18 protein-coding genes are annotated in these 16,510 nt (G+C 71.0%); 9 read left to right on the top strand and 9 right to left on the bottom strand.

Annotated features, from left to right (window positions below):
• Window positions 1-46 precede the first annotated feature (46 nt).
• Window positions 47-478 carry a hotdog fold thioesterase gene (locus tag BJY17_RS10565; RefSeq protein ID WP_179551309.1) on the bottom strand — a complete coding sequence of 144 codons (432 nt, stop codon included), beginning with the start codon at window positions 476-478 and terminating at the stop codon, window positions 47-49.
• Between the two features lie 145 nt (window positions 479-623).
• Window positions 624-1,235: a zinc-binding alcohol dehydrogenase gene (locus tag BJY17_RS10560; protein ID WP_179551308.1), complete on the bottom strand. Its 612-nt coding sequence runs from the start codon at window positions 1,233-1,235 to the stop codon at window positions 624-626.
• A gap of 80 nt (window positions 1,236-1,315) precedes the next feature.
• Here BJY17_RS10560 and purM point away from each other — a divergent pair, with 80 nt between their 5' ends.
• Window positions 1,316-2,419, top strand: coding sequence for a phosphoribosylformylglycinamidine cyclo-ligase (gene purM / locus BJY17_RS10555; protein WP_322789808.1), 1,104 nt, complete (start codon window positions 1,316-1,318; stop codon window positions 2,417-2,419).
• 12 nt (window positions 2,420-2,431) lie between these two features.
• Window positions 2,432-3,193, top strand: a complete 762-nt coding sequence (locus BJY17_RS18950) for an LLM class flavin-dependent oxidoreductase (RefSeq protein ID WP_179551306.1) — start codon at window positions 2,432-2,434, stop codon at window positions 3,191-3,193.
• A gap of 130 nt (window positions 3,194-3,323) precedes the next feature.
• Here BJY17_RS18950 and BJY17_RS10545 read toward each other — a convergent pair whose 3' ends face one another.
• Window positions 3,324-3,527 (bottom strand): DUF3073 domain-containing protein, encoded by a 204-nt coding sequence (locus tag BJY17_RS10545; protein ID WP_056654186.1) that lies wholly within the window; start codon window positions 3,525-3,527, stop codon window positions 3,324-3,326.
• 202 nt (window positions 3,528-3,729) lie between these two features.
• On the opposite strand from BJY17_RS10545, the gene BJY17_RS10540 reads away from it, so the two are divergent.
• Window positions 3,730-4,905, top strand: a complete 1,176-nt coding sequence (locus BJY17_RS10540) for an NAD(P)-binding domain-containing protein (RefSeq protein WP_179551305.1) — start codon at window positions 3,730-3,732, stop codon at window positions 4,903-4,905.
• Between the two features lie 63 nt (window positions 4,906-4,968).
• Here BJY17_RS10540 and BJY17_RS10535 read toward each other — a convergent pair whose 3' ends face one another.
• Window positions 4,969-5,379, bottom strand: a complete 411-nt coding sequence (locus BJY17_RS10535; protein WP_179551304.1) for a DUF1801 domain-containing protein — start codon at window positions 5,377-5,379, stop codon at window positions 4,969-4,971.
• A gap of 38 nt (window positions 5,380-5,417) precedes the next feature.
• Window positions 5,418-7,526, bottom strand: coding sequence for an APC family permease (locus tag BJY17_RS10530; RefSeq protein ID WP_322789807.1), 2,109 nt, complete (start codon window positions 7,524-7,526; stop codon window positions 5,418-5,420).
• Window positions 7,527-7,630: 104 nt separating this feature from the next.
• Between BJY17_RS10530 and BJY17_RS10525 the strand changes: the two genes are divergently transcribed.
• The 4 genes from BJY17_RS10525 (at window position 7,631) to BJY17_RS10510 (ending at window position 10,866) form a co-directional block, all read left to right on the top strand.
• A complete protein-coding gene (locus tag BJY17_RS10525; protein WP_246303708.1) occupies window positions 7,631-8,251 on the top strand; it encodes a hypothetical protein in 621 nt (206 codons plus the stop codon).
• 104 nt (window positions 8,252-8,355) lie between these two features.
• Complete coding sequence (locus tag BJY17_RS10520) at window positions 8,356-9,078, top strand: copper resistance CopC family protein (protein WP_179551301.1); 723 nt, start codon at window positions 8,356-8,358, stop codon at window positions 9,076-9,078.
• A 19-nt stretch (window positions 9,079-9,097) separates the two neighbouring features.
• Entirely contained in the window at window positions 9,098-9,622 is a 525-nt protein-coding gene (locus BJY17_RS10515; protein ID WP_179551300.1) for a copper chaperone PCu(A)C, read from the top strand.
• The gene (locus tag BJY17_RS10510) at window positions 9,622-10,866 is read left to right on the top strand and encodes a Dyp-type peroxidase (protein WP_179551299.1); all 1,245 of its coding nucleotides are present in this window, start codon (window positions 9,622-9,624) and stop codon (window positions 10,864-10,866) included. The genes BJY17_RS10515 and BJY17_RS10510 overlap by 1 nt, the downstream gene beginning before the upstream one ends.
• A gap of 3 nt (window positions 10,867-10,869) precedes the next feature.
• Here BJY17_RS10510 and BJY17_RS10505 read toward each other — a convergent pair whose 3' ends face one another.
• The 3 genes from BJY17_RS10505 to BJY17_RS10495 all read right to left on the bottom strand — a co-directional run bounded on the left by BJY17_RS10505 (window position 10,870) and on the right by BJY17_RS10495 (window position 13,042).
• The gene (locus tag BJY17_RS10505) at window positions 10,870-11,400 is read right to left on the bottom strand and encodes a GNAT family N-acetyltransferase (RefSeq protein WP_179551298.1); all 531 of its coding nucleotides are present in this window, start codon (window positions 11,398-11,400) and stop codon (window positions 10,870-10,872) included.
• A gap of 98 nt (window positions 11,401-11,498) precedes the next feature.
• Window positions 11,499-12,155 (bottom strand): PadR family transcriptional regulator, encoded by a 657-nt coding sequence (locus tag BJY17_RS10500; protein ID WP_179551297.1) that lies wholly within the window; start codon window positions 12,153-12,155, stop codon window positions 11,499-11,501.
• Entirely contained in the window at window positions 12,152-13,042 is an 891-nt protein-coding gene (locus BJY17_RS10495; protein WP_246303706.1) for a DUF4097 family beta strand repeat-containing protein, read from the bottom strand. Before BJY17_RS10495 ends, BJY17_RS10500 begins: the two co-directional genes overlap by 4 nt.
• 324 nt (window positions 13,043-13,366) lie before the next feature.
• On the opposite strand from BJY17_RS10495, the gene BJY17_RS10490 reads away from it, so the two are divergent.
• Window positions 13,367-14,125 (top strand): MerR family transcriptional regulator, encoded by a 759-nt coding sequence (locus tag BJY17_RS10490; RefSeq protein ID WP_179551296.1) that lies wholly within the window; start codon window positions 13,367-13,369, stop codon window positions 14,123-14,125.
• Between the two features lie 79 nt (window positions 14,126-14,204).
• On the opposite strand, the gene yczE is transcribed toward BJY17_RS10490, so the two are convergent.
• Complete coding sequence (yczE, locus tag BJY17_RS10485) at window positions 14,205-14,924, bottom strand: membrane protein YczE (RefSeq protein ID WP_218889887.1); 720 nt, start codon at window positions 14,922-14,924, stop codon at window positions 14,205-14,207.
• A 62-nt stretch (window positions 14,925-14,986) separates the two neighbouring features.
• Here yczE and yczR point away from each other — a divergent pair, with 62 nt between their 5' ends.
• Entirely contained in the window at window positions 14,987-16,429 is a 1,443-nt protein-coding gene (gene yczR / locus BJY17_RS10480; RefSeq protein WP_179551295.1) for a MocR-like transcription factor YczR, read from the top strand.
• The last annotated feature ends 81 nt before the right edge of the window (window positions 16,430-16,510 follow it).

Below are 16,510 nucleotides of genomic sequence, written 5' to 3'. Positions count from 1 at the left end.
GGCTGAACGCAGGCTGCTGCTCAACTGAGCAGATGCGAGCGCGGAATCAGTACTCCGAGGGCTTGGCGAGCACGGCCATGGTGCATCGCGAGACGCACACGAGCTTGCCCGCGGCATCCGTGATCCTGATGTCCCAGACCTGCGTCGTGCGGCCGCGGGTGAGCGGCGTCGCCTCGCCGTAGACCCACCCCTCGGCGACCGGTCGCACGTGGTTCGCGTTGATCTCCATGCCCACGCAGTAGAACTTCGACGCGTCGACCGTGAGCGTCGCGCCCCAGCTCGCGAGCGTCTCGGCGAGGGCGACGGATGCTCCGCCGTGCAGCACTCCGCCGGGCTGGCGCGTGCGGTGGTCGACCGGCATGCGCCCCTTGAGCGAGTGCTCGGTGGCCTCGGTGATCTCGATGCCGATGGCGCGGATCATGGTGTCGTCACGGGCGTTCGCCCACTCCAGTGAGGGCTCGCCGAACCAGATGCTCATGCGGTCGAGTCTGGCACCTTCTGCGAGTTGAGCCTGTCGCACTCTGCGAGTTGAGCCTGTCGAAACCCATGTGCGGGCAACTGGGTTTCGACGGGCTCAACCCGCAGTGGGGGTTTCGACGGGCTCAACCCGCAGAAGCGCCGGCTCACGCGAGCTCGGCGATGATCGGGTGCATGGCGTCGTCGAACGCCGAGGCATCCGACCGCAGCGAATCGGTGACGGCGACGGTCATGTCGCCGATCCACCAGACGCCGACCCCGGCGAGCGGCACGACCTCGACGTTGAGCTCGAACGAGTGGGCGCGGCGGCCGACCTCGCGTTCGTGTTCGGCGATCGTGCCGGCGTAGGCGCGATACGAGTCGCCGCGACGGGCGGCGGAGGCGCTGCGGTAGCCGTCGTGCGCCCATTCGGCCCATCCGCGGGCGGCCTCGGCATGCGGCACGATGGCGGCGGCGAGCACCTCGGCGCCCGAGGTGGGCAGGGCGACCTCGGTCTCGTACACGTCGACGAGCTCGAGCGGTACGGCGGACGGATGCGTCTCGGGCTCGACGGTCATGGCCCACCACGCCCGCCACTGCTGCTCGAGCCGGTCGTGCTGGTCGATCTCGAGGCGGTCGCCGACGGCACCGACGTCGCGCAGTCGCGGGAGCTCGACGGGGGAGGCGATGGCCAGCGCCTCGCGCAGATAGAGGGCGAGGAGCACCGGGCGACTCGCGTTCTCACGGATCACCCACGATGGCGTGCCCCCCGGCTGCATGGCTGTATTTTAGTCCGCGTTTCGCGCTGCGGCACGGATCGGCACGCGGGGCGCGCCTGCGTCGCGGGTACGCTGGACGGGTGACCTCGAACTCGTCCTATGCCGCTGCCGGAGTCGACACGCAGGCGGGTGACCTCGCCGTCGAACTCATGAAGGCGTCGGTCTCCGCCACGCACGGGCCGAACGTGCTCGGCGGCGTCGGCGGATTCGCCGGGCTCTTCGACCTCTCGTTCGCCAAGGACTACACGCGTCCGCTGCTCGCGACCTCGACCGACGGCGTCGGCACGAAGATCGCCATCGCGCAGGCGCTCGACAAGCACGACACGATCGGGCAGGACCTCGTGGGCATGGTCGTCGACGACATCGTCGTGGTGGGGGCGAAGCCGCTCTTCATGACCGACTACATCGCGTGCGGCAAGGTCGTGCCCGAGCGCATCGCCTCGATCGTCACGGGCATCGCCCGTGCCTGCGCCGAGACCGGCACCGCCCTCGTCGGCGGCGAGACGGCGGAGCACCCGGGCCTGATGGGCGCCGACGACTACGACGTCGCGGGCGCCGCGACCGGCATCGTCGAGGCCGACCGACTGCTCGGTGCCGACAAGGTCGAGTCGGGCGACGCCGTCATCGCGATCGCCTCGAGCGGCCTGCACTCCAACGGCTTCTCGCTCGTGCGGCACATCCTCACGAGCGCCGGCATCGGGTACACCGACGCCTCGGCAGAACTCGGCACCTCCTGGGGCGAGGCCCTCCTCGAGCCCACGCGCCTCTACACCGGCCAGCTCGTCGAGCTGCTCGCCGGCCCGCACGGCGACGCCGTGCACTCGCTCTCGCACGTCACCGGCGGCGGCATCGCCGCGAACCTCGCCCGCGTGCTTCCGCTCGGCTCCTGGGTCGAGCTCGACCGCTCGACCTGGTCGCCCGCCCCGGTGTTCCGCGTGCTGAACGACCTCGCGGGCACCACGCTCGAGTCCACCGAGGGCACCTGGAACCTCGGCATCGGCTTCTTCGCCGTCGTGCGAGCGGATGCCGCGGCATCCGTCATCTCGGCGCTCGGCGCCCTCGGCCTGCCGTCGTGGCAGGCGGGCACCGTGACGATCGGCGGCCGCGACCTCGCGGGCTTCGAACAGGGCGCCAAGGGCGTCGACGGCGGCGCCGTGCGACTCGTCGGTTCCTACGCGGGCTGATCGGGCGACATCGTGCGCACGCCGATCTCGATCGGACTCATCGGCACCACCGATGCGTCGATCGTGGCGGCGCTCGCGCCGCGCATCGAGCGGCTCGGGTTCCACACGCTGTGGCTCAACGACGTGCCCGGCGGCGACTCGCTCGCCGGCCTCCGCATCGCTGCAGGGTCGACCGAGCGCCTCGGGCTCGCGACCGGCGTGATCCCGCTCGACCGGCGCCCGGCCCCGACGCTCGACCTCACCGGGATCCCTTCCGATCGTCTGAGGCTCGGCATCGGCTCGGGTCGCGCCGAGCACCCGTTGGCGCTCGTCGCCGACGGCATCACCGTGCTGCGCGAGGCGACCGACGCCGAGATCATCGTCGGCGCCCTCGGGCCGCGCATGCGCCGGCTCGCTGCCGAGCGGGCCGATGGCGCACTGCTCAACTGGCTGACCCCGCACGCTGCGGCGGCCACGACCGCCGAGCTCCACGAGACGGGCGGCGCTCGCCGTGCGCGGTCGGTGCTCTACGTGCGCACCATCGCCGAGGCCGATGCCCGCGCGGAACTCGAGGCCGAGGCCGAGCGGTACGAGCACGCGCCGGCGTACGCCGCGAACTTCGCCCGCCTCGGCATCCGGGCGATCGACGCGACGATCGACGGCGCGCGAGATCTCGGCGGGTACGACTCCGCGGTCGACGAGATCGTGCTGCGCGCGATCACGCCGAGCGGGTCGCTCGGCGAACTCGAACGATTCGTCGAGACGACCGCCGCGTGGGTCGAGCGCAGCGCCTAGCGCTTCACCCCGTCGCATCGAACAGCGGATGCCGCAGCATCCGCCGTTCGGTCACCGCTCCGCCGGGCCTCGAGGGCCGGGTGTCTCGCGGTGGTGCGAGGTCGTTGCGAGCTGGGAGCGGAACGCGCGCCTATGCGCGCTGTTCGTCTCCCGCGACGTAGGTGTCGTCATCGTCGGCGGCATACTCCGCCCACTTCGACGCCTCTTCGCTGTACTCGTCATGCGGCGAGCTCGTGAGCTCGCGCTCAAGCGCGTTGTAGTCGGTGTTCGGGCTGAAGTACTTCAACTCCCGAGCGACTTTGGTGTGCTTGGCTTTCTGACGGCCGCGCCCCATGCGTGACCCCCTTACGGCATCTGGCCGGGTGGGATTTGGTCTTCACCCGGCGCTCATCTGATAAATGAATTCGTCCAACCGCCAGTTTAGCACCGCCGCAGACACGGTTCGGCGTACGGCACGGGCATGCCCGAGGTCGTATGGTGGGCATTCGGCTCGCGTGCTGCGAGCACACAGCAAGCCATGCTGAGATTGTCAGGTGATGACGAGCCCCGAACGCGTGAAGGTCGTGGTGATCGGCGCCGGACAGGCCGGCCTGTCGGTCGCCTTCTACCTGCGTCGGTTCGAGCTGGTCGCCGACCAGGACTTCGTCCTGCTCGACCGCGCACCCGGTCCCGGCGGGGCGTGGCAGCATCGCTGGTCGTCGCTCCGACTCGGCACCGCGCACAAGGTCAACGACCTGCCCGGCATGGCCGAGCTCGGCCTGAGCTTCGACACCGCCGACCGCAACCTGCCTGCGAAAGACGTCGTCGCCGACTACTACGACCGGTTCGAGCAGCACTTCGACCTGCGCGTACGGCGCCCGATGAACGTGCGCCAGGTCGTGAACGCCGGGGTCGACCTGCAGGTGCGCTACGAAGACCTGACCCCGCAGCCGCTCGAGGAGCAGAAGGCCGCTCGCGGCCTCTTCGGGCGCCGCCGCAAGACCTTCGAGGAGCCGGCGGAGCCGACCGCACCGCAGCACGAGATCAGCACCCAGTTCCTCGTGAACGCGACCGGCACCTGGGGTTCGCCGTTCGTGCCGTACTACCCGGGCATGACCGAGTTCGCCGGGCGCCACGTGCACACCTCCGACTTCACCGACGCCGAGGACTTCCGCGACAAGCACGTCGTCGTGGTCGGCGGGGGCACCTCGGCGATCGGCTTCATGCTCGAACTCGAAGAGGTCGCCGCCGGGCTCACCTGGGTCTCCCGTCGCCCGATCGACTGGCTCGATCGGCAGGAGCTCGACCTCGAGGGGGCATCCGCCGCCGTCGCCATGCAAGACGAAGCGGCCCGCTCCGGTCGCGCACTGCCCTCGATCGTCAGCGGCACCGGGGTGCCGAAGAGCCGCCGCATGGCCGCGGGCATCGAGCGCGGGCTGCTCGTGGCGCGTCCGATGTTCGATCGCATCGAGGCCGACCGCGTCGTCTGGGACGGCGAGAACTCGGGCATGGCCAGGGCCGACGTGATCATCTGGGCCACCGGGTTCCGCCCCGACCTGCGCCACCTCGCCCCGCTGAAGCTGCGCGAGAAGGCCGGCGGCATCACGGTGGGGCAGGGCGCGGCGTGGAGCGACCCGAGGATCTTCCTCGCGGGCTACGGACCGCAGGCCTCGACGATCGGTGCGAGCCGGGCCGGCCGCATGATCGCGCGCCAGATCATGGCGATGCTCTGAATCTGCGGGTTGAGCTCGTCGAAGCCCGAGTGCGGGGTTTCGAGACGGCGCTGGCGCGCCTCCTCAACTCGCAGGGGGCTCGGTGACCGAATCGTACGACTCCCGCACGAGCTCGGCGAGCACGTCGAGGTCGACCTTCGCGAGGTCCTTGAGGTAGAGGCAGGTCAGGCCGGTCGAATGCGGGCCGAGCCGATCGAGCAGCTCGGGGTCCTGCGTGAGCCCCGGAACGAGGTAGACCGTCGTGGCGCCCTTGCGGGGCGAGAACGCCGCCGCCGGAGCGTCGCCCTCGCGGCCGCTGTCATAGACGTAGTGGTACTCGCCGAACCCGATGATCGTCGGGCCCCACATGCGCGGCTGCTCACCCGTGATCCGCGAGAACAGCTCGAGCAGCGTCTCGGCGTCGCGGCGCCGAACCGGGTGGGCGACCTGGTCGATGAACTCGTTTACCGAGGCATCCGTGAACTCAGTGGCCATGTCGGCAGCCTAACGCCGGCGGCCCGGTTGCCGGCTGCCTAACGCGGGCGCTTCTGGTTCGACTCGGCGAGCGGGCGGCGCGGCACGGGGCGCACGGGCTCGCCGCGTCGGTCCTGGCCGGGGAGCGGCCGCGAGCGGCGACCGTAGAGCAGGTCGGAGGAGTCGAGCAGCCACGGAACGAGCGCGACCGTGACGCCGTGCACGAGCAGCAGCTTCTGGCGGATGCGCCGGGCCTTGTGGTTGTGCAGGACGTTCTCCCACCAGTGGCCCACGATGTACTGCGGCATGTACACGGTCACGACCTCGGAACCGTGTTCCTCGCGCCGGGACTTGATGTAGGTGATGAGCGGGTAGCTGAGGTCGCGGTAGGGCGAGTTCAGGATGCGCAGCCTCACGTGGATGTTCTGCTTGACCCAATCCTTCTTGAGCTGCTTCGTCTGCTCCTCGTCGAGCGAGACGTGGATCGCCTCGAGCGAGTCGTGGCGGGCGGCGATCGCGTAGTCGAGCGCCTTGAGGGTCGGCTTCTGCATGCGGCCGACGAGCACGATCGCGTGGTCGCCGGTGGCGCCGAAGGTCGTGGTCGGGTCGACCTCGATCTCCCGCTCGACGTCGCGGTAGTAGCGGTTCACGCCCATCATCAGGAAGAACAGGATCGGCATCAGCAGGAACACGATCCACGCGCCGTGCGTGAACTTCGTGACCGTGACCACGATGAGCACGACCGCGGTCATCGCAGCGCCGATGGCGTTGATCACGAGCGCGCGCAGGATCGCGCCGCGGGTCAGCGGTGCGGAGTCGTCGGCATCGGCGCCATGCGGGGTGCGCTTCGGTGCGCCCTTGGCCGGATGCCGCAGTCGCGAGAGCTCGCGCAGCCAGTGCCGCACCATGCCCGTCTGGCCGAGCGTGAACGAGACGAAGACGCCGATGATGTAGAGCTGGATCAGGACCGTCAGGTTCGCCTGGAAGATCAGCAGGATCAGGGATGCCGCGAGCGCGAGGATCACGACGCCGTTCGAGTAGATCAGGCGGTCGCCGCGGGTCGACAACGACTTCGGCGCGTAGCCGTCGCGGGCGAGCACCGAGCCGAGCAATGGGAAGCCGTTGAACGCGGTGTTCGCCGCGAGCAGCAGCACGAGCGCCGTCGTGGCCTGGATCACGTAGAAGGCGATGGTCGCGTCGCCGAAGGTGGCGGCGGCGACCTGCGCGATGAGGCTGCGCTGCGGCTCGGTCGCGCACTCGGCCCAGCCGATCAGGTGGCATGGATCCTCTGCGTAGTGCACCTGCGAGATGAGCGCGACCGCCGTGAGGCCGGCGAAGAGCACGATCGCGATGCCGCCCATGAGCACGAGCGTGCGCTGCGCGTTCTTCACCTTGGGGCGGCGGAAGGCCGGCACGCCGTTCGAGATCGCCTCGACGCCGGTGAGGGCGGAGCATCCGCTCGCGAAGGAGCGCAGCAGCAGCAGGATGATGCCCGCCTGCGTCAGCGACTCCGCCTCGACGCCGAAGGTCGCCGACTCGGCGACCGGCGGATCGCCCATGAACGTGCGGGTCAGGCCGACGACGATCATCACGAAGACGCTGCCGATGAAGAGGTACGTCGGCACGGCGAACGCCTTCGACGACTCGGAGACGCCGCGCAGGTTGATGGCCGCGAGGATGATGACGAACACGATGGCGAGTTCGACCCGGAACGGGTTCAGCTCGGGGATCGCGGAGATGATGTTGTCGACGCCCGACGCGACCGACACGACGACGGTCATGACGTAGTCGACGAGCAGGGCCGACGCGACGACGAGGCCCGCCTTCTCGCCCAGGTTGCGGTGCGCGACCTCGTAGTCGCCGCCGCCCGAGGGATAGGCGCGGATGAGCTGCCGGTAGCTCGCGACGACCGTGACGAGCAGGACGACGACCGCGAGCGCGACCCACGGGGCGAAGCTCAGGAAGGCGAGTCCGCCGACCATGAGGATCATCACGAGCTCCTGCGGTGCGTACGCCACCGACGAGAGCGGGTCGCTCGCGAAGATCGGGAGTGCGAAGCGCTTCGGAAGGAGCTGGCCCTCGAGTTTCTCTGTTGGCAGCGGGTCGCCGATGATCCAGTGCTTCGGCGACTTCAACTCAGCCGGCGGTGTGTCCGCCTCATTCGTCACGGCGGTCGAGACTACACCCGCCTCAGGCGGTGTCAAGTACGGCGCACAGCGGCGCCTTGTAGAGTTGTGGCGATTCTTCGAACACTCGACTTCCGGGGGCACTTGTGAACCGTGCGGCGCAGCTCGCGCGTGGCTCGGCCACCGCCGTCGTCGCCCTGTTCCTCGCGGCCTTCTCGCACGGCGTCGCCGCCGGCGAGGCTCCCGGCGCGGTCGGCCTCGTGCTCGCGGGCATCGTGGCGCTCGGGGCATCCGTCGCCTTCGTCGGCCGCCGCTCGACCCCGCTGCGCACCACCCTCGCGGTGATCGTCAGCCAGGGTGCGTTCCACCTGCTGTTCGGCGTGGGTGCCGGCGCTTCGAGCGGGTCGTTCGTCGTCAGCGGCGGCGGCCATCACCAGGCGGTGGCCTTCGTCGACGGTGCTGCGGGAGCCGCGGGCACCGCGCCGACCGGGCATGTGCACGCCGACACCGCCATGCTCGTCGGCCACGCGCTCGCCGCGGTCGCGACGATCGTCTACCTGCTCGCCGTCGAGCAGGCCGCATGGCGCACCCTCACCACGGCCGCGCGCCGCTTCGCGCTGCGACTCACCGAACCGGTGCCGTCGCTCGCGCAGCTCGTTCCCGGCGTTCGCCGCGTCGTCGCGACGCGGGTGCCGCAGCTCCGATCCCGTCTCCGCTTCACCGCGCTGGGCTCGCGCGGCCCGCCGCTCGCCCTCGCCTCCGCGTAATCCCGCCGATCGGCGGAACCAGAGCATTCCGGATGCCCCTGCGGCCCTGCTCACTCATCGAGCGCCGCCGGATCCCGGACCCGAGGAGAGAGACTCCCATCGCAATGAACACCCAGACGACCGCGGTCGCCGCCACGACCACCGACCGCACGACGCGCCTGCGCACCATGGTGCTCGCGGCCGCGGCACTCACCGTCGCCGCAGGCATCACCCTGGCCGGCGCGTCGCCCGCCTTCGCGCACGACGAGCTCGTGGGCTCGAGCCCCGAGCCCGGCCAGGTCTTCGACGCCGCCCCGACCGAGGTCGCCCTCGACTTCTCGAACGACATCATCGAGGTCGGCACGGCGATCGTCGTGGTCGACCACCACGGCGGCGACGTCGAAGTGGGCGACCCCGTGATCGCCGGCGCGCACGTGACGGCCGCACTGCCCGCAGACCTCGAGGGCGACTACCAGGTGCGCTGGCGCGCCGTCTCGAGCGACGGGCACCCGATCGAGGGCACGATCGACTTCGGAGTCGGCGCCGATGCCACCGGCGCCTGGACCGAGGAACCGGCCCATGACGACGCGGCGACCGAAACGGAGCACGCCGACGGCGACCACGCCGAGGGCGACCACGAAGCCGATGAGGCCGCGCAGAGCGGCCCCGACGGATGGGCCGTCGCCGGCTTCGTCGTCGGCGGGCTCGGCATCCTCGCGCTCATCGCCGCCGTCATCCTGAACGCGAAGCGCAAGAGCGCCGGCCCCGGCGCGGGTTCGGGCGACGGTTCGGGCAGCGGCACGTCCGGCACGTCCGGCACGTCCGGCACGTCCGGCGACGACGCCTGAGCCCGGGGGAGCAGAACACATGCGTTCCACCGCGATGACCCCTGCCCTCGGCGCCGCGCTCGCGGCCGTGCTCGCCCTCGGCGGGTGCGCCGGCGGCCAGCCTGCCGAGACCCCCGCCGCATCGGTTCAGGCCGAGGCTGCGGCATCCGTGACCGTCACCGACGCCTGGATCAAGGCCGGCGACGACGGCATGACCGCGCTCTTCGGCATGGTCGACAACGGGGGCGCGACCGCGATCACGCTCTCGGGCGCCGAGACCGACGCCGCCGAGATGGCCGAGCTGCACGAGACGGTCGAGTCCGACGGCGCCATGACCATGCGCGAGAAGCAGGGCGGCTTCGAGATCGCCGCCGGCGGACACCTCATGCTCGAGCCCGGCGCGAACCACGTCATGCTCATGGGCCTGACCGGCCCGCTGCAGGCCGGTGACGAGGTCACCGTCACCCTCTCGTTCTCCGACGGCTCGACCCTCGACGTGGTCGCGCCCGTCAAGGACTACCAGGGCGCGAACGAACAGTACGACGAAGGCCACGAGGCGCACTGATGACCGGAGAACCCGGCGGCTCCGGGTTCTCGCGGCGGCATCTCCTGTTCGGAGGTGCCGCCGCGGCCGGAGCCGGTGCTGCGGTCGCGCTCGGCGCGTCGGCCGCGATTCGGGCGGGCAACGGTGCCGCGGGTGCGGTGGCCGACGGCGCCGGTGGTGCCGTCTCGGCGACCGCCGTCGGCGAGGCGATCGTGCCCTTCCACGGCGTGCACCAGGCGGGCGTCGAGACGCCGCCGCAGTCGCACGCGGTCTTCATCGCGCTCGACCTGCTGCCCGAGGTCGATGCGGCGGCGCTCCGCCGTATGCTGCGGGTGCTGACCGACGATGCCGCGCGGGTGACGCAGGGGCGCGCGCCCCTCGCCGACACGGAACCCGAGCTCGCCGCGGTGCCCGCGCGGCTCACCGTCACGTTCGGCTTCGGCCCGGGGCTCGTCGCCCGTGCCGGCGCCGAGACTCCGAGCTGGTTGCGGCCCCTGCCGCCGTTCGGCATCGACCGGCTCGAACCGCGGTGGAACGACGGCGACCTGCTGCTGCAGATCGGCGCCGACGACGCGGTCACGGTCTCGCACGCGGCGCGCATGCTGCTGAAGGATGCGCGCAGCTTCGCGGCGGTGCGATGGACCCAACGCGGGTTCCGCCGTGCGGCGGGATCGGAGCCCGAGGGCCGCACGATGCGCAACCTCTTCGGCCAGCTCGACGGCACCGTCAACCCGAAGCCCGGCACGGCGGACTTCGACGAGCTCGTCTGGTCGATGGGGGAGCCCGCGTGGATGGCCGGCGGCACCTCGATGGTGCTGCGGCGCATCGCGATGGACCTCGACGGGTGGGACCGGGTCGATCGGCCCGGGCGCGAGGCATCCGTCGGGCGCACGCTCGCCTCGGGCGCCCCGCTCACGGGGGAGCGCGAGCACGACGAGCCCGACTTCGAGGCGCTCGGGCCGGTGGGCTTCCCGGTGATCCCCGACTTCTCGCACCTGCGGCGCTCGCGCAGCGACGTGCCGGGGGAGCGCATCTACCGGCGCGGGTACAACTACGACGAGGCGCCGGCCGGGCCGTCCGTGTCGGATGCCGGGCTGCTCTTCGCCTCGTTCCAGGCCGACGTCGACCGGCAGTACGTGCCGATCCAGCGGCGACTCGACGAGCTCGACCTGCTCAACGAGTGGACGACGCCTGTGGGATCGGCGGTGTTCGCGATTCCGCCGGGCTGCGCTGAGGGAGGCTACATCGGCGACACGCTCGTGTGAGCCTCACCGCTCGTCTGCCGCGGAGCGAGGAGGCGGTGCGAGGTCGACGACCCAGTCGTTCGTGTGCAGCACGAGACCGGGCTTCACTTCGAACGCCTCCTCGCCGAGCAGCCGGAAGCCCGCTTTGCGGCAGACGGCGTTCGACGGCGGGTTGTCGACCCGTGGGTAGGCGTGCACCTGCAGCACCTCTCGGGCGGCGCGCGCGACGTCGAGCATCGCGATGACCGCGGCGGGGGCGATGCCCTGGCCGCGATACTCGGCCTCGACCGACCAGCCGGCCTCGAGGGCGGGCTCGCCGTGCCGGTCGTGCTGCCAGTAGCCGACCATGCCGATGCCCTCGGGGTGCCCCGGGATCACGATGCGGAACTGGTGGGCCGTGCCCTCGCGCTGCATGCGGAGGTAGCGCTCGTGCCGGGCGAGCACCTGCTCGTCGTTCTCGGGGCCGCCGAGCTGGTCCATGAGCTCGTGCGTGTTCGCGCGGTGCAGCAGCGCGAGATCGTCGTCGGACCAGGGGTGCAGCTCGATGTCGGGCATGCCCTCATCACACCACTGCCCGCCGACACGAATGCAGGAGGGCGGCGCCCCGGGGGAGGCGCCGCTCGGTTCAGGGTCGGCGGGGCCGGGCGGGGTGGTTAGTGGTCGCCGAGGGTCGCGAGCACGTCGGCTCGCACCTGCGCGAGGCGCGCGCGCAGCAGGGTGACGGTCTCGGGGGTGACCCGCCCGCGGCTCGCCCGCGTGCGCAGGTCGGTGCGCAGCTGCTGACGGAACTCGCTCAGCACGAGGTCGGCCTCGTGCACCGCTCGGCTCGTCTCGGCGCGGGCGTCGCCGCCCCACGACGTCGAGGCACCGGCGCCACCGGCCGTGCCCGCGGCCGACGCGGAGGTCTTCGTCGACGCGCGCTTGGCCTCGCGGGCGGCGCTCGCGAGCTCGGCCCGGAGCGACCGCATCGCGTCGTTGACCTCGGCCCGCACGCCGTCGGCGAGACGGCGCACCGAGTCGGTGACCTCGTTCTCGATGCCGTCGAGTTCGTCACGCCGTGCCTCGAGCTCGGCGCGACCGGCATCCGTGATCTCGTAGACGGTCTTGCGGCCGTCGGCGGACTTCGAGACGAGGCCCTCCTCCTCGAGCTTCGAGAGCCGCGGGTAGATCGTGCCGGCGCTCGGGCTGTACGTGCCGCCGAACCGGTCGGAGAGCGCCTGGATCAGCTCGTAGCCGTGCCGCGGCTGCTCGTCCAGCAGGGCGAGCAGGTAGAGGCGCAGGCTACCGTGGGCGAAGACGGGCGGAGTCATGCGGATGCCTCGTCGTCGCTCGCGCCCGAACCGGTCGCCGCGTCGCCGCGGCTCGCGCCCGAGACATCCGCTGCCGTGTTCGCCTGCTCGCGGCGCATGACCGAGATCGAACCCGAGACGCTGTTCGCGCCGAGGTCGAGCCAGGTGCCCGAGAGTTCGCCGGTGACGCGCTCGAAGCCCTTGCCGAGCATGCCCTTGATGGTCGTGTCGTCGATGAGCACCGTGCCGCCGACGGTGTTGATGCGGTACCTCGCGCCGGATCCGGGGGCGAAGCGCACCGTGAGGTCGCCCGCGACGGTGTTGGTGTCGATGCGGTCGGGTGTTCCGTAGGCGTCGAGGATCATGTTGCCCGAGACGGTGTCGGCGTTGAACGAGCGGATGTCTCCGGTGGCGACGACGTCGCCCGACACCGAGTGCGCGGTGATGCGGCCCGTGTGGTTGCCGGCCGAGACCTCGCCCGACACGGTGGAGAGCTCGACGTCGCCCTCGTGATTGTCGAGCACGAGATCGCCCGAGACGGTCGAGAGCTTGGCGTCGGTCGTGAAGCCCGAGACGAGCGCGTCGCCCGAGACCATGCCGAGCTTCATGACGACATGACGCGGGGCGAGGATGGACACCTCGGCCTTCGCGTTGCCGGCCCAGCCCTTGAACACGTCGATGAAGTTGTCCCATCGCAGCTGCGGGTGGTCGATCTCGAGGGCGTCGCCGTCGATCTCGATCTTCAGGTCCTTGCCGGTGACGTTCGAGACCTCGATGCGGGCGCCGGGCTCGTCGTGGGCGATCACGTCGACCTTGCCGCCGATGAGGCTGACCTTGAGCTTGCGAACCAGTTCGAGGTCGATGACCCGGGTCTCTCCGGGGTTGACGACCCACTTCTCGATGGACATGCGGTGCTCCTTCTGTCGCAGTTGCGTTCCGTGCGAGGTGCGGATGTCGCGGCATCCGCTGCCCTCGAAGTCTGTGACGCGATATATCGCGTATCTGATGATGATCACGATATATCGCGTTTGCGCGAGATGCAAGTCGGTCATTCCAGCGGATATACGATCCGGCGCGCCGCGTGCGACTCGATCGGCACGGGGTGGCGGATCGTATATCCGCGGGAATGACCGGGTGCGGGGCGTTTGACATTGACGCGGCGTCAAGCTTTACCGTGGCAGATGTGAGTGGGAACGCCCTGATCACGAGAGACACGAGAGAGAGGAGCCACCGTGGACTGGTCGATCCAGGAGATCGCGAAGCTCGCCGGCACGACGAGCCGCACGCTGCGTCACTACGACGACATCGGGCTGCTCGCGCCGACGCGCATCGGTTCGAACGGCTATCGCCGCTACGACGACGCCGCGCTCGTGCGCCTGCAGCGCATCCTGCTGCTGCGGGAGCTCGGCCTCGGCCTCCCCGCGATCGGCGAGGTGCTCGACCGCGAGGTGAGCGCCCCCCACGCGCTGCGCAGTCACCTCGAGTGGCTGCGGGGCGAGCAGCAACGGCTGGCGCGGCAGATCGCGTCGGTCGAGCACACCATCGATGCACTGGAAGGAGGTGAACGATTGATGGCGGAGAACATGTTCGACGGCTTCGACCACACCCGGTACAAGGAGGAGGTCGAAGAGCGTTGGGGCACGGACGCGTACGCGAAGAGCGACGCATGGTGGCGCTCGATGAGCGCCGACGAGAAGGCGGCCTGGCAGCAGCGGATGTCGCAGCTGGGCCGTGACTGGATCGCGGCGTTCGAGCGGGGGATCGACCCCGCGGGCGACGAGGCGCAGGCGCTCGCGCAGCGCCAGTTCGACTGGCTGCGCGGCATTCCCGGTACGCCGGGCGGCGGCGGTGCGGGTCCGAGCAAGGAGTACTTCCTCGGCCTCGCCGAGATGTACGTGGCCGACGAGCGCTTCGGCGCGAACTACGGCGGCCGGGCGGGTGCCGAGTTCGTGCGTGACGCGATGACCGCGTACGCGGAGCGCGAGCTCTAGCGCTTCGTCGCCTCCGACGCGGAGGTGCAGTCGCCCCCGAGGTGTCCCGACCTCGGGGGCGACTGCCGTCTCGGCGCGGTCAGGCCGCGGGTTCGGCGGATGGCACGGGAGCGACGGATGCACCGGGCGCCGCGACACCCGCCGGCTCGACGTTCGGCTCGGTCGGTGTCGTGGCCGCAGGGCGCTTGATCGCGAACATCGGGATGGTGATCCCGCACAACGGGCCGACGAGCAACGCGAAGGCGACAGTGCCGATGCCGACGTTGCCGCCGAGCAGCCATCCGGCGGCGAGCACGACGAGTTCGATGCCGGTGCGCACGATCCAGATCTTCCAGCCGGTGACGCGGTGGAGGCCAGTCATGAGCCCATCGCGCGGGCCTGGGCCGAAGTGCGCGCCGATGTAGAGGCCGGTGGCGATGGCGAGCACGACGATGCCGGCGGGCAGCAGCAGCACGCGCACCCAGAGGTCGAGGCCCGGCGGGATGAGCCAGAGGCCGAGGTCGGCCGCGGGGCCGACGAGCAGCGCGTTCATGACGGTGCCGAAGCCGAGTCGTTGCCGCAGCGGGATCCAGAGCAGCAGCACGAATCCGCTGATGATGACCGTGATGAGCCCGAACTGCAGGCCCGTCTGCTTCGCGATGCCCTGGGTCAGCACGTCCCACGGGGCGACGCCGAGCTCGCCGCGCACGATGAGGGCGATGCCGATGCCGTAGAGGAGCAGGCCGACGAAGAGCTGGACGAAGCGGCGCACGAGCACCGGCGTCGGGTCGGGGGAGGCGAAGCGGATCGAGCGGGGCATGGTGCAATCCAATTGCATGATTGGCCTGTTCGCAAAGAGCCAATTCGTCTAAAGTGGCTCGCATGGCGGAGTCCACACTGACGGCACGGGCGCTCGAGAACCTGCTCGGGGACTGGCGCCCGGGCGCCGGCAGCGCCTATCACGCGCTCGCCGAGCGCATCCGGCTGCTCGTGCTCGACGGGCGCATCCCCGTCGACACCCGGCTGCCGGCCGAACGCGATCTCGCCGAGCGCCTCGGGCTCAGCCGCACGACCGTGACCGCCGCGTACGGGCATCTGCGTGGGCAGGGCCTCGTGTTGAGCGTGCGCGGCTCGGGCAGTGTCGCGCGACTTCCGGGTGCTCCGTCCATCCTGCCCCCGGCTCCGGCCGCCGACTACATCGACTTCTCGAAGGCGGCTCCGCCGGCCCTGCCGTGGCTGCCCGACCTCGCCCGACAGGCCGTCGAAGACCTGCCCGAGCATCTCGGCGATGCGGGATTCGACCCGATCGGCACGCCGGCGCTGCGTGCGGCGATCGCCGATCGGTACACGGCGCGCGGGCTCCCGACCACGCCGGAGCAGATCATGGTCACGATCGGCGCGCAGCACGCGATCGCCCTGCTCTCACGGGCGCTGATCGGCCGCGGTGATCGGGCGATCATCGAGGCGCCGACCTATCCGCACGCCTACGAGGCGCTCCGGGCGGCCGGTGCCCGCCTCGTGCCGGTCGGAGTCTCGCCGCGCGACCACGCCGACCCCGCCGGCCGGGCCGAATCCGAGGCGCTCGTGCGCGCGATCGGGCACTCCAACCCCGTCGCCGCCTACCTGATGCCCGACTTCCAGAACCCCACAGGGCGGTCCCTGACCGCCGAGGCGCGCGAGCGCGTGCTCGACGCGGCCGCCAGGCAGGGCACCGTCATCGTGGCCGACGAGACGACCGGCGAACTCGACATCGATCGCCCCGAGTCCCTGCTGCCGATGGCCGCCTACGGCCCGGCCGTCATGGTCGGCTCGGTCGGCAAGACCGTCTGGGGCGGCGTGCGCGTGGGCTGGATCCGCGCCGACCGGCCGCTGATCCGCCGCCTGCTCGCGGTGCGGTCGCCCGGAGACCTCGGTACGCCGATCATCGAGCAGCTCCTCGTGACGCGTGCACTGCCGCACATGGACGACATCCTCGACCTGCGCCGTGAACAGCTCCGCGCCGGACGCGACCGTCTCGAGGGGCTGCTCGCGCAGGCCTTCCCCGAATGGCAGGTGCCGCACGTCGACGGCGGCATCGTGACCTGGGTCGGCCTCGGCTCGGCGGTGAGCTCCCAGCTGGCACTTGCCGCTCGCTCGCAGGGACTCATCATCGCCGCCGGCCCGAGGTTCGGCATCGACGGCGCCTTCGAGCGTTTCCTGCGGCTGCCGATCTGCTATCCGGCCGAGACGATGGATGCCGCGGTGCAGGCGCTCGCCCGCGCCTGGCGCTCGCTCTCGGGGGCGGCGCCCGTGCCCGACCAGAGCCTGCTCGCCTCGGTGATCTGAGCCGCGGGCGGTTGGGCCGCGACCTCGCTGGGCCGCGACGCCGCTGGGCCGGCGCGTCCCGTCTGTTCACACGTTCGACGC

Source organism: Agromyces hippuratus, from assembly GCF_013410355.1.
In the GTDB taxonomy this organism is placed as follows: Bacteria; Actinomycetota; Actinomycetes; order Actinomycetales; family Microbacteriaceae; genus Agromyces; species Agromyces hippuratus.
Note: the sequence above shows the minus strand (reverse complement) of the source record. Positions and strands in the feature narration are given on the sequence as shown.

What these genes read in the sequence shown, in the direction of transcription:
- BJY17_RS10515 (WP_179551300.1), top strand. Translation starts at nt 9,098, where the DNA reads ATGCGTTCCACCGCGATGACCCCTGCCCTCGGCGCCGCGCTCGCGGCC.
- BJY17_RS10505 (WP_179551298.1), bottom strand. Translation starts at nt 11,400, where the DNA reads ATGCCCGACATCGAGCTGCACCCCTGGTCCGACGACGATCTCGCGCTG.
- yczR (WP_179551295.1), top strand. Translation starts at nt 14,987, where the DNA reads ATGGCGGAGTCCACACTGACGGCACGGGCGCTCGAGAACCTGCTCGGG.
- BJY17_RS10500 (WP_179551297.1), bottom strand. Translation starts at nt 12,155, where the DNA reads ATGACTCCGCCCGTCTTCGCCCACGGTAGCCTGCGCCTCTACCTGCTC.
- BJY17_RS10545 (WP_056654186.1), bottom strand. Translation starts at nt 3,527, where the DNA reads ATGGGGCGCGGCCGTCAGAAAGCCAAGCACACCAAAGTCGCTCGGGAG.
- BJY17_RS10540 (WP_179551305.1), top strand. Translation starts at nt 3,730, where the DNA reads ATGACGAGCCCCGAACGCGTGAAGGTCGTGGTGATCGGCGCCGGACAG.
- BJY17_RS10565 (WP_179551309.1), bottom strand. Translation starts at nt 478, where the DNA reads ATGAGCATCTGGTTCGGCGAGCCCTCACTGGAGTGGGCGAACGCCCGT.
- BJY17_RS10535 (WP_179551304.1), bottom strand. Translation starts at nt 5,379, where the DNA reads ATGGCCACTGAGTTCACGGATGCCTCGGTAAACGAGTTCATCGACCAG.
- BJY17_RS10520 (WP_179551301.1), top strand. Translation starts at nt 8,356, where the DNA reads ATGAACACCCAGACGACCGCGGTCGCCGCCACGACCACCGACCGCACG.
- yczE (WP_218889887.1), bottom strand. Translation starts at nt 14,924, where the DNA reads ATGCCCCGCTCGATCCGCTTCGCCTCCCCCGACCCGACGCCGGTGCTC.
- BJY17_RS10560 (WP_179551308.1), bottom strand. Translation starts at nt 1,235, where the DNA reads ATGCAGCCGGGGGGCACGCCATCGTGGGTGATCCGTGAGAACGCGAGT.
- BJY17_RS10495 (WP_246303706.1), bottom strand. Translation starts at nt 13,042, where the DNA reads ATGTCCATCGAGAAGTGGGTCGTCAACCCCGGAGAGACCCGGGTCATC.
- BJY17_RS10510 (WP_179551299.1), top strand. Translation starts at nt 9,622, where the DNA reads ATGACCGGAGAACCCGGCGGCTCCGGGTTCTCGCGGCGGCATCTCCTG.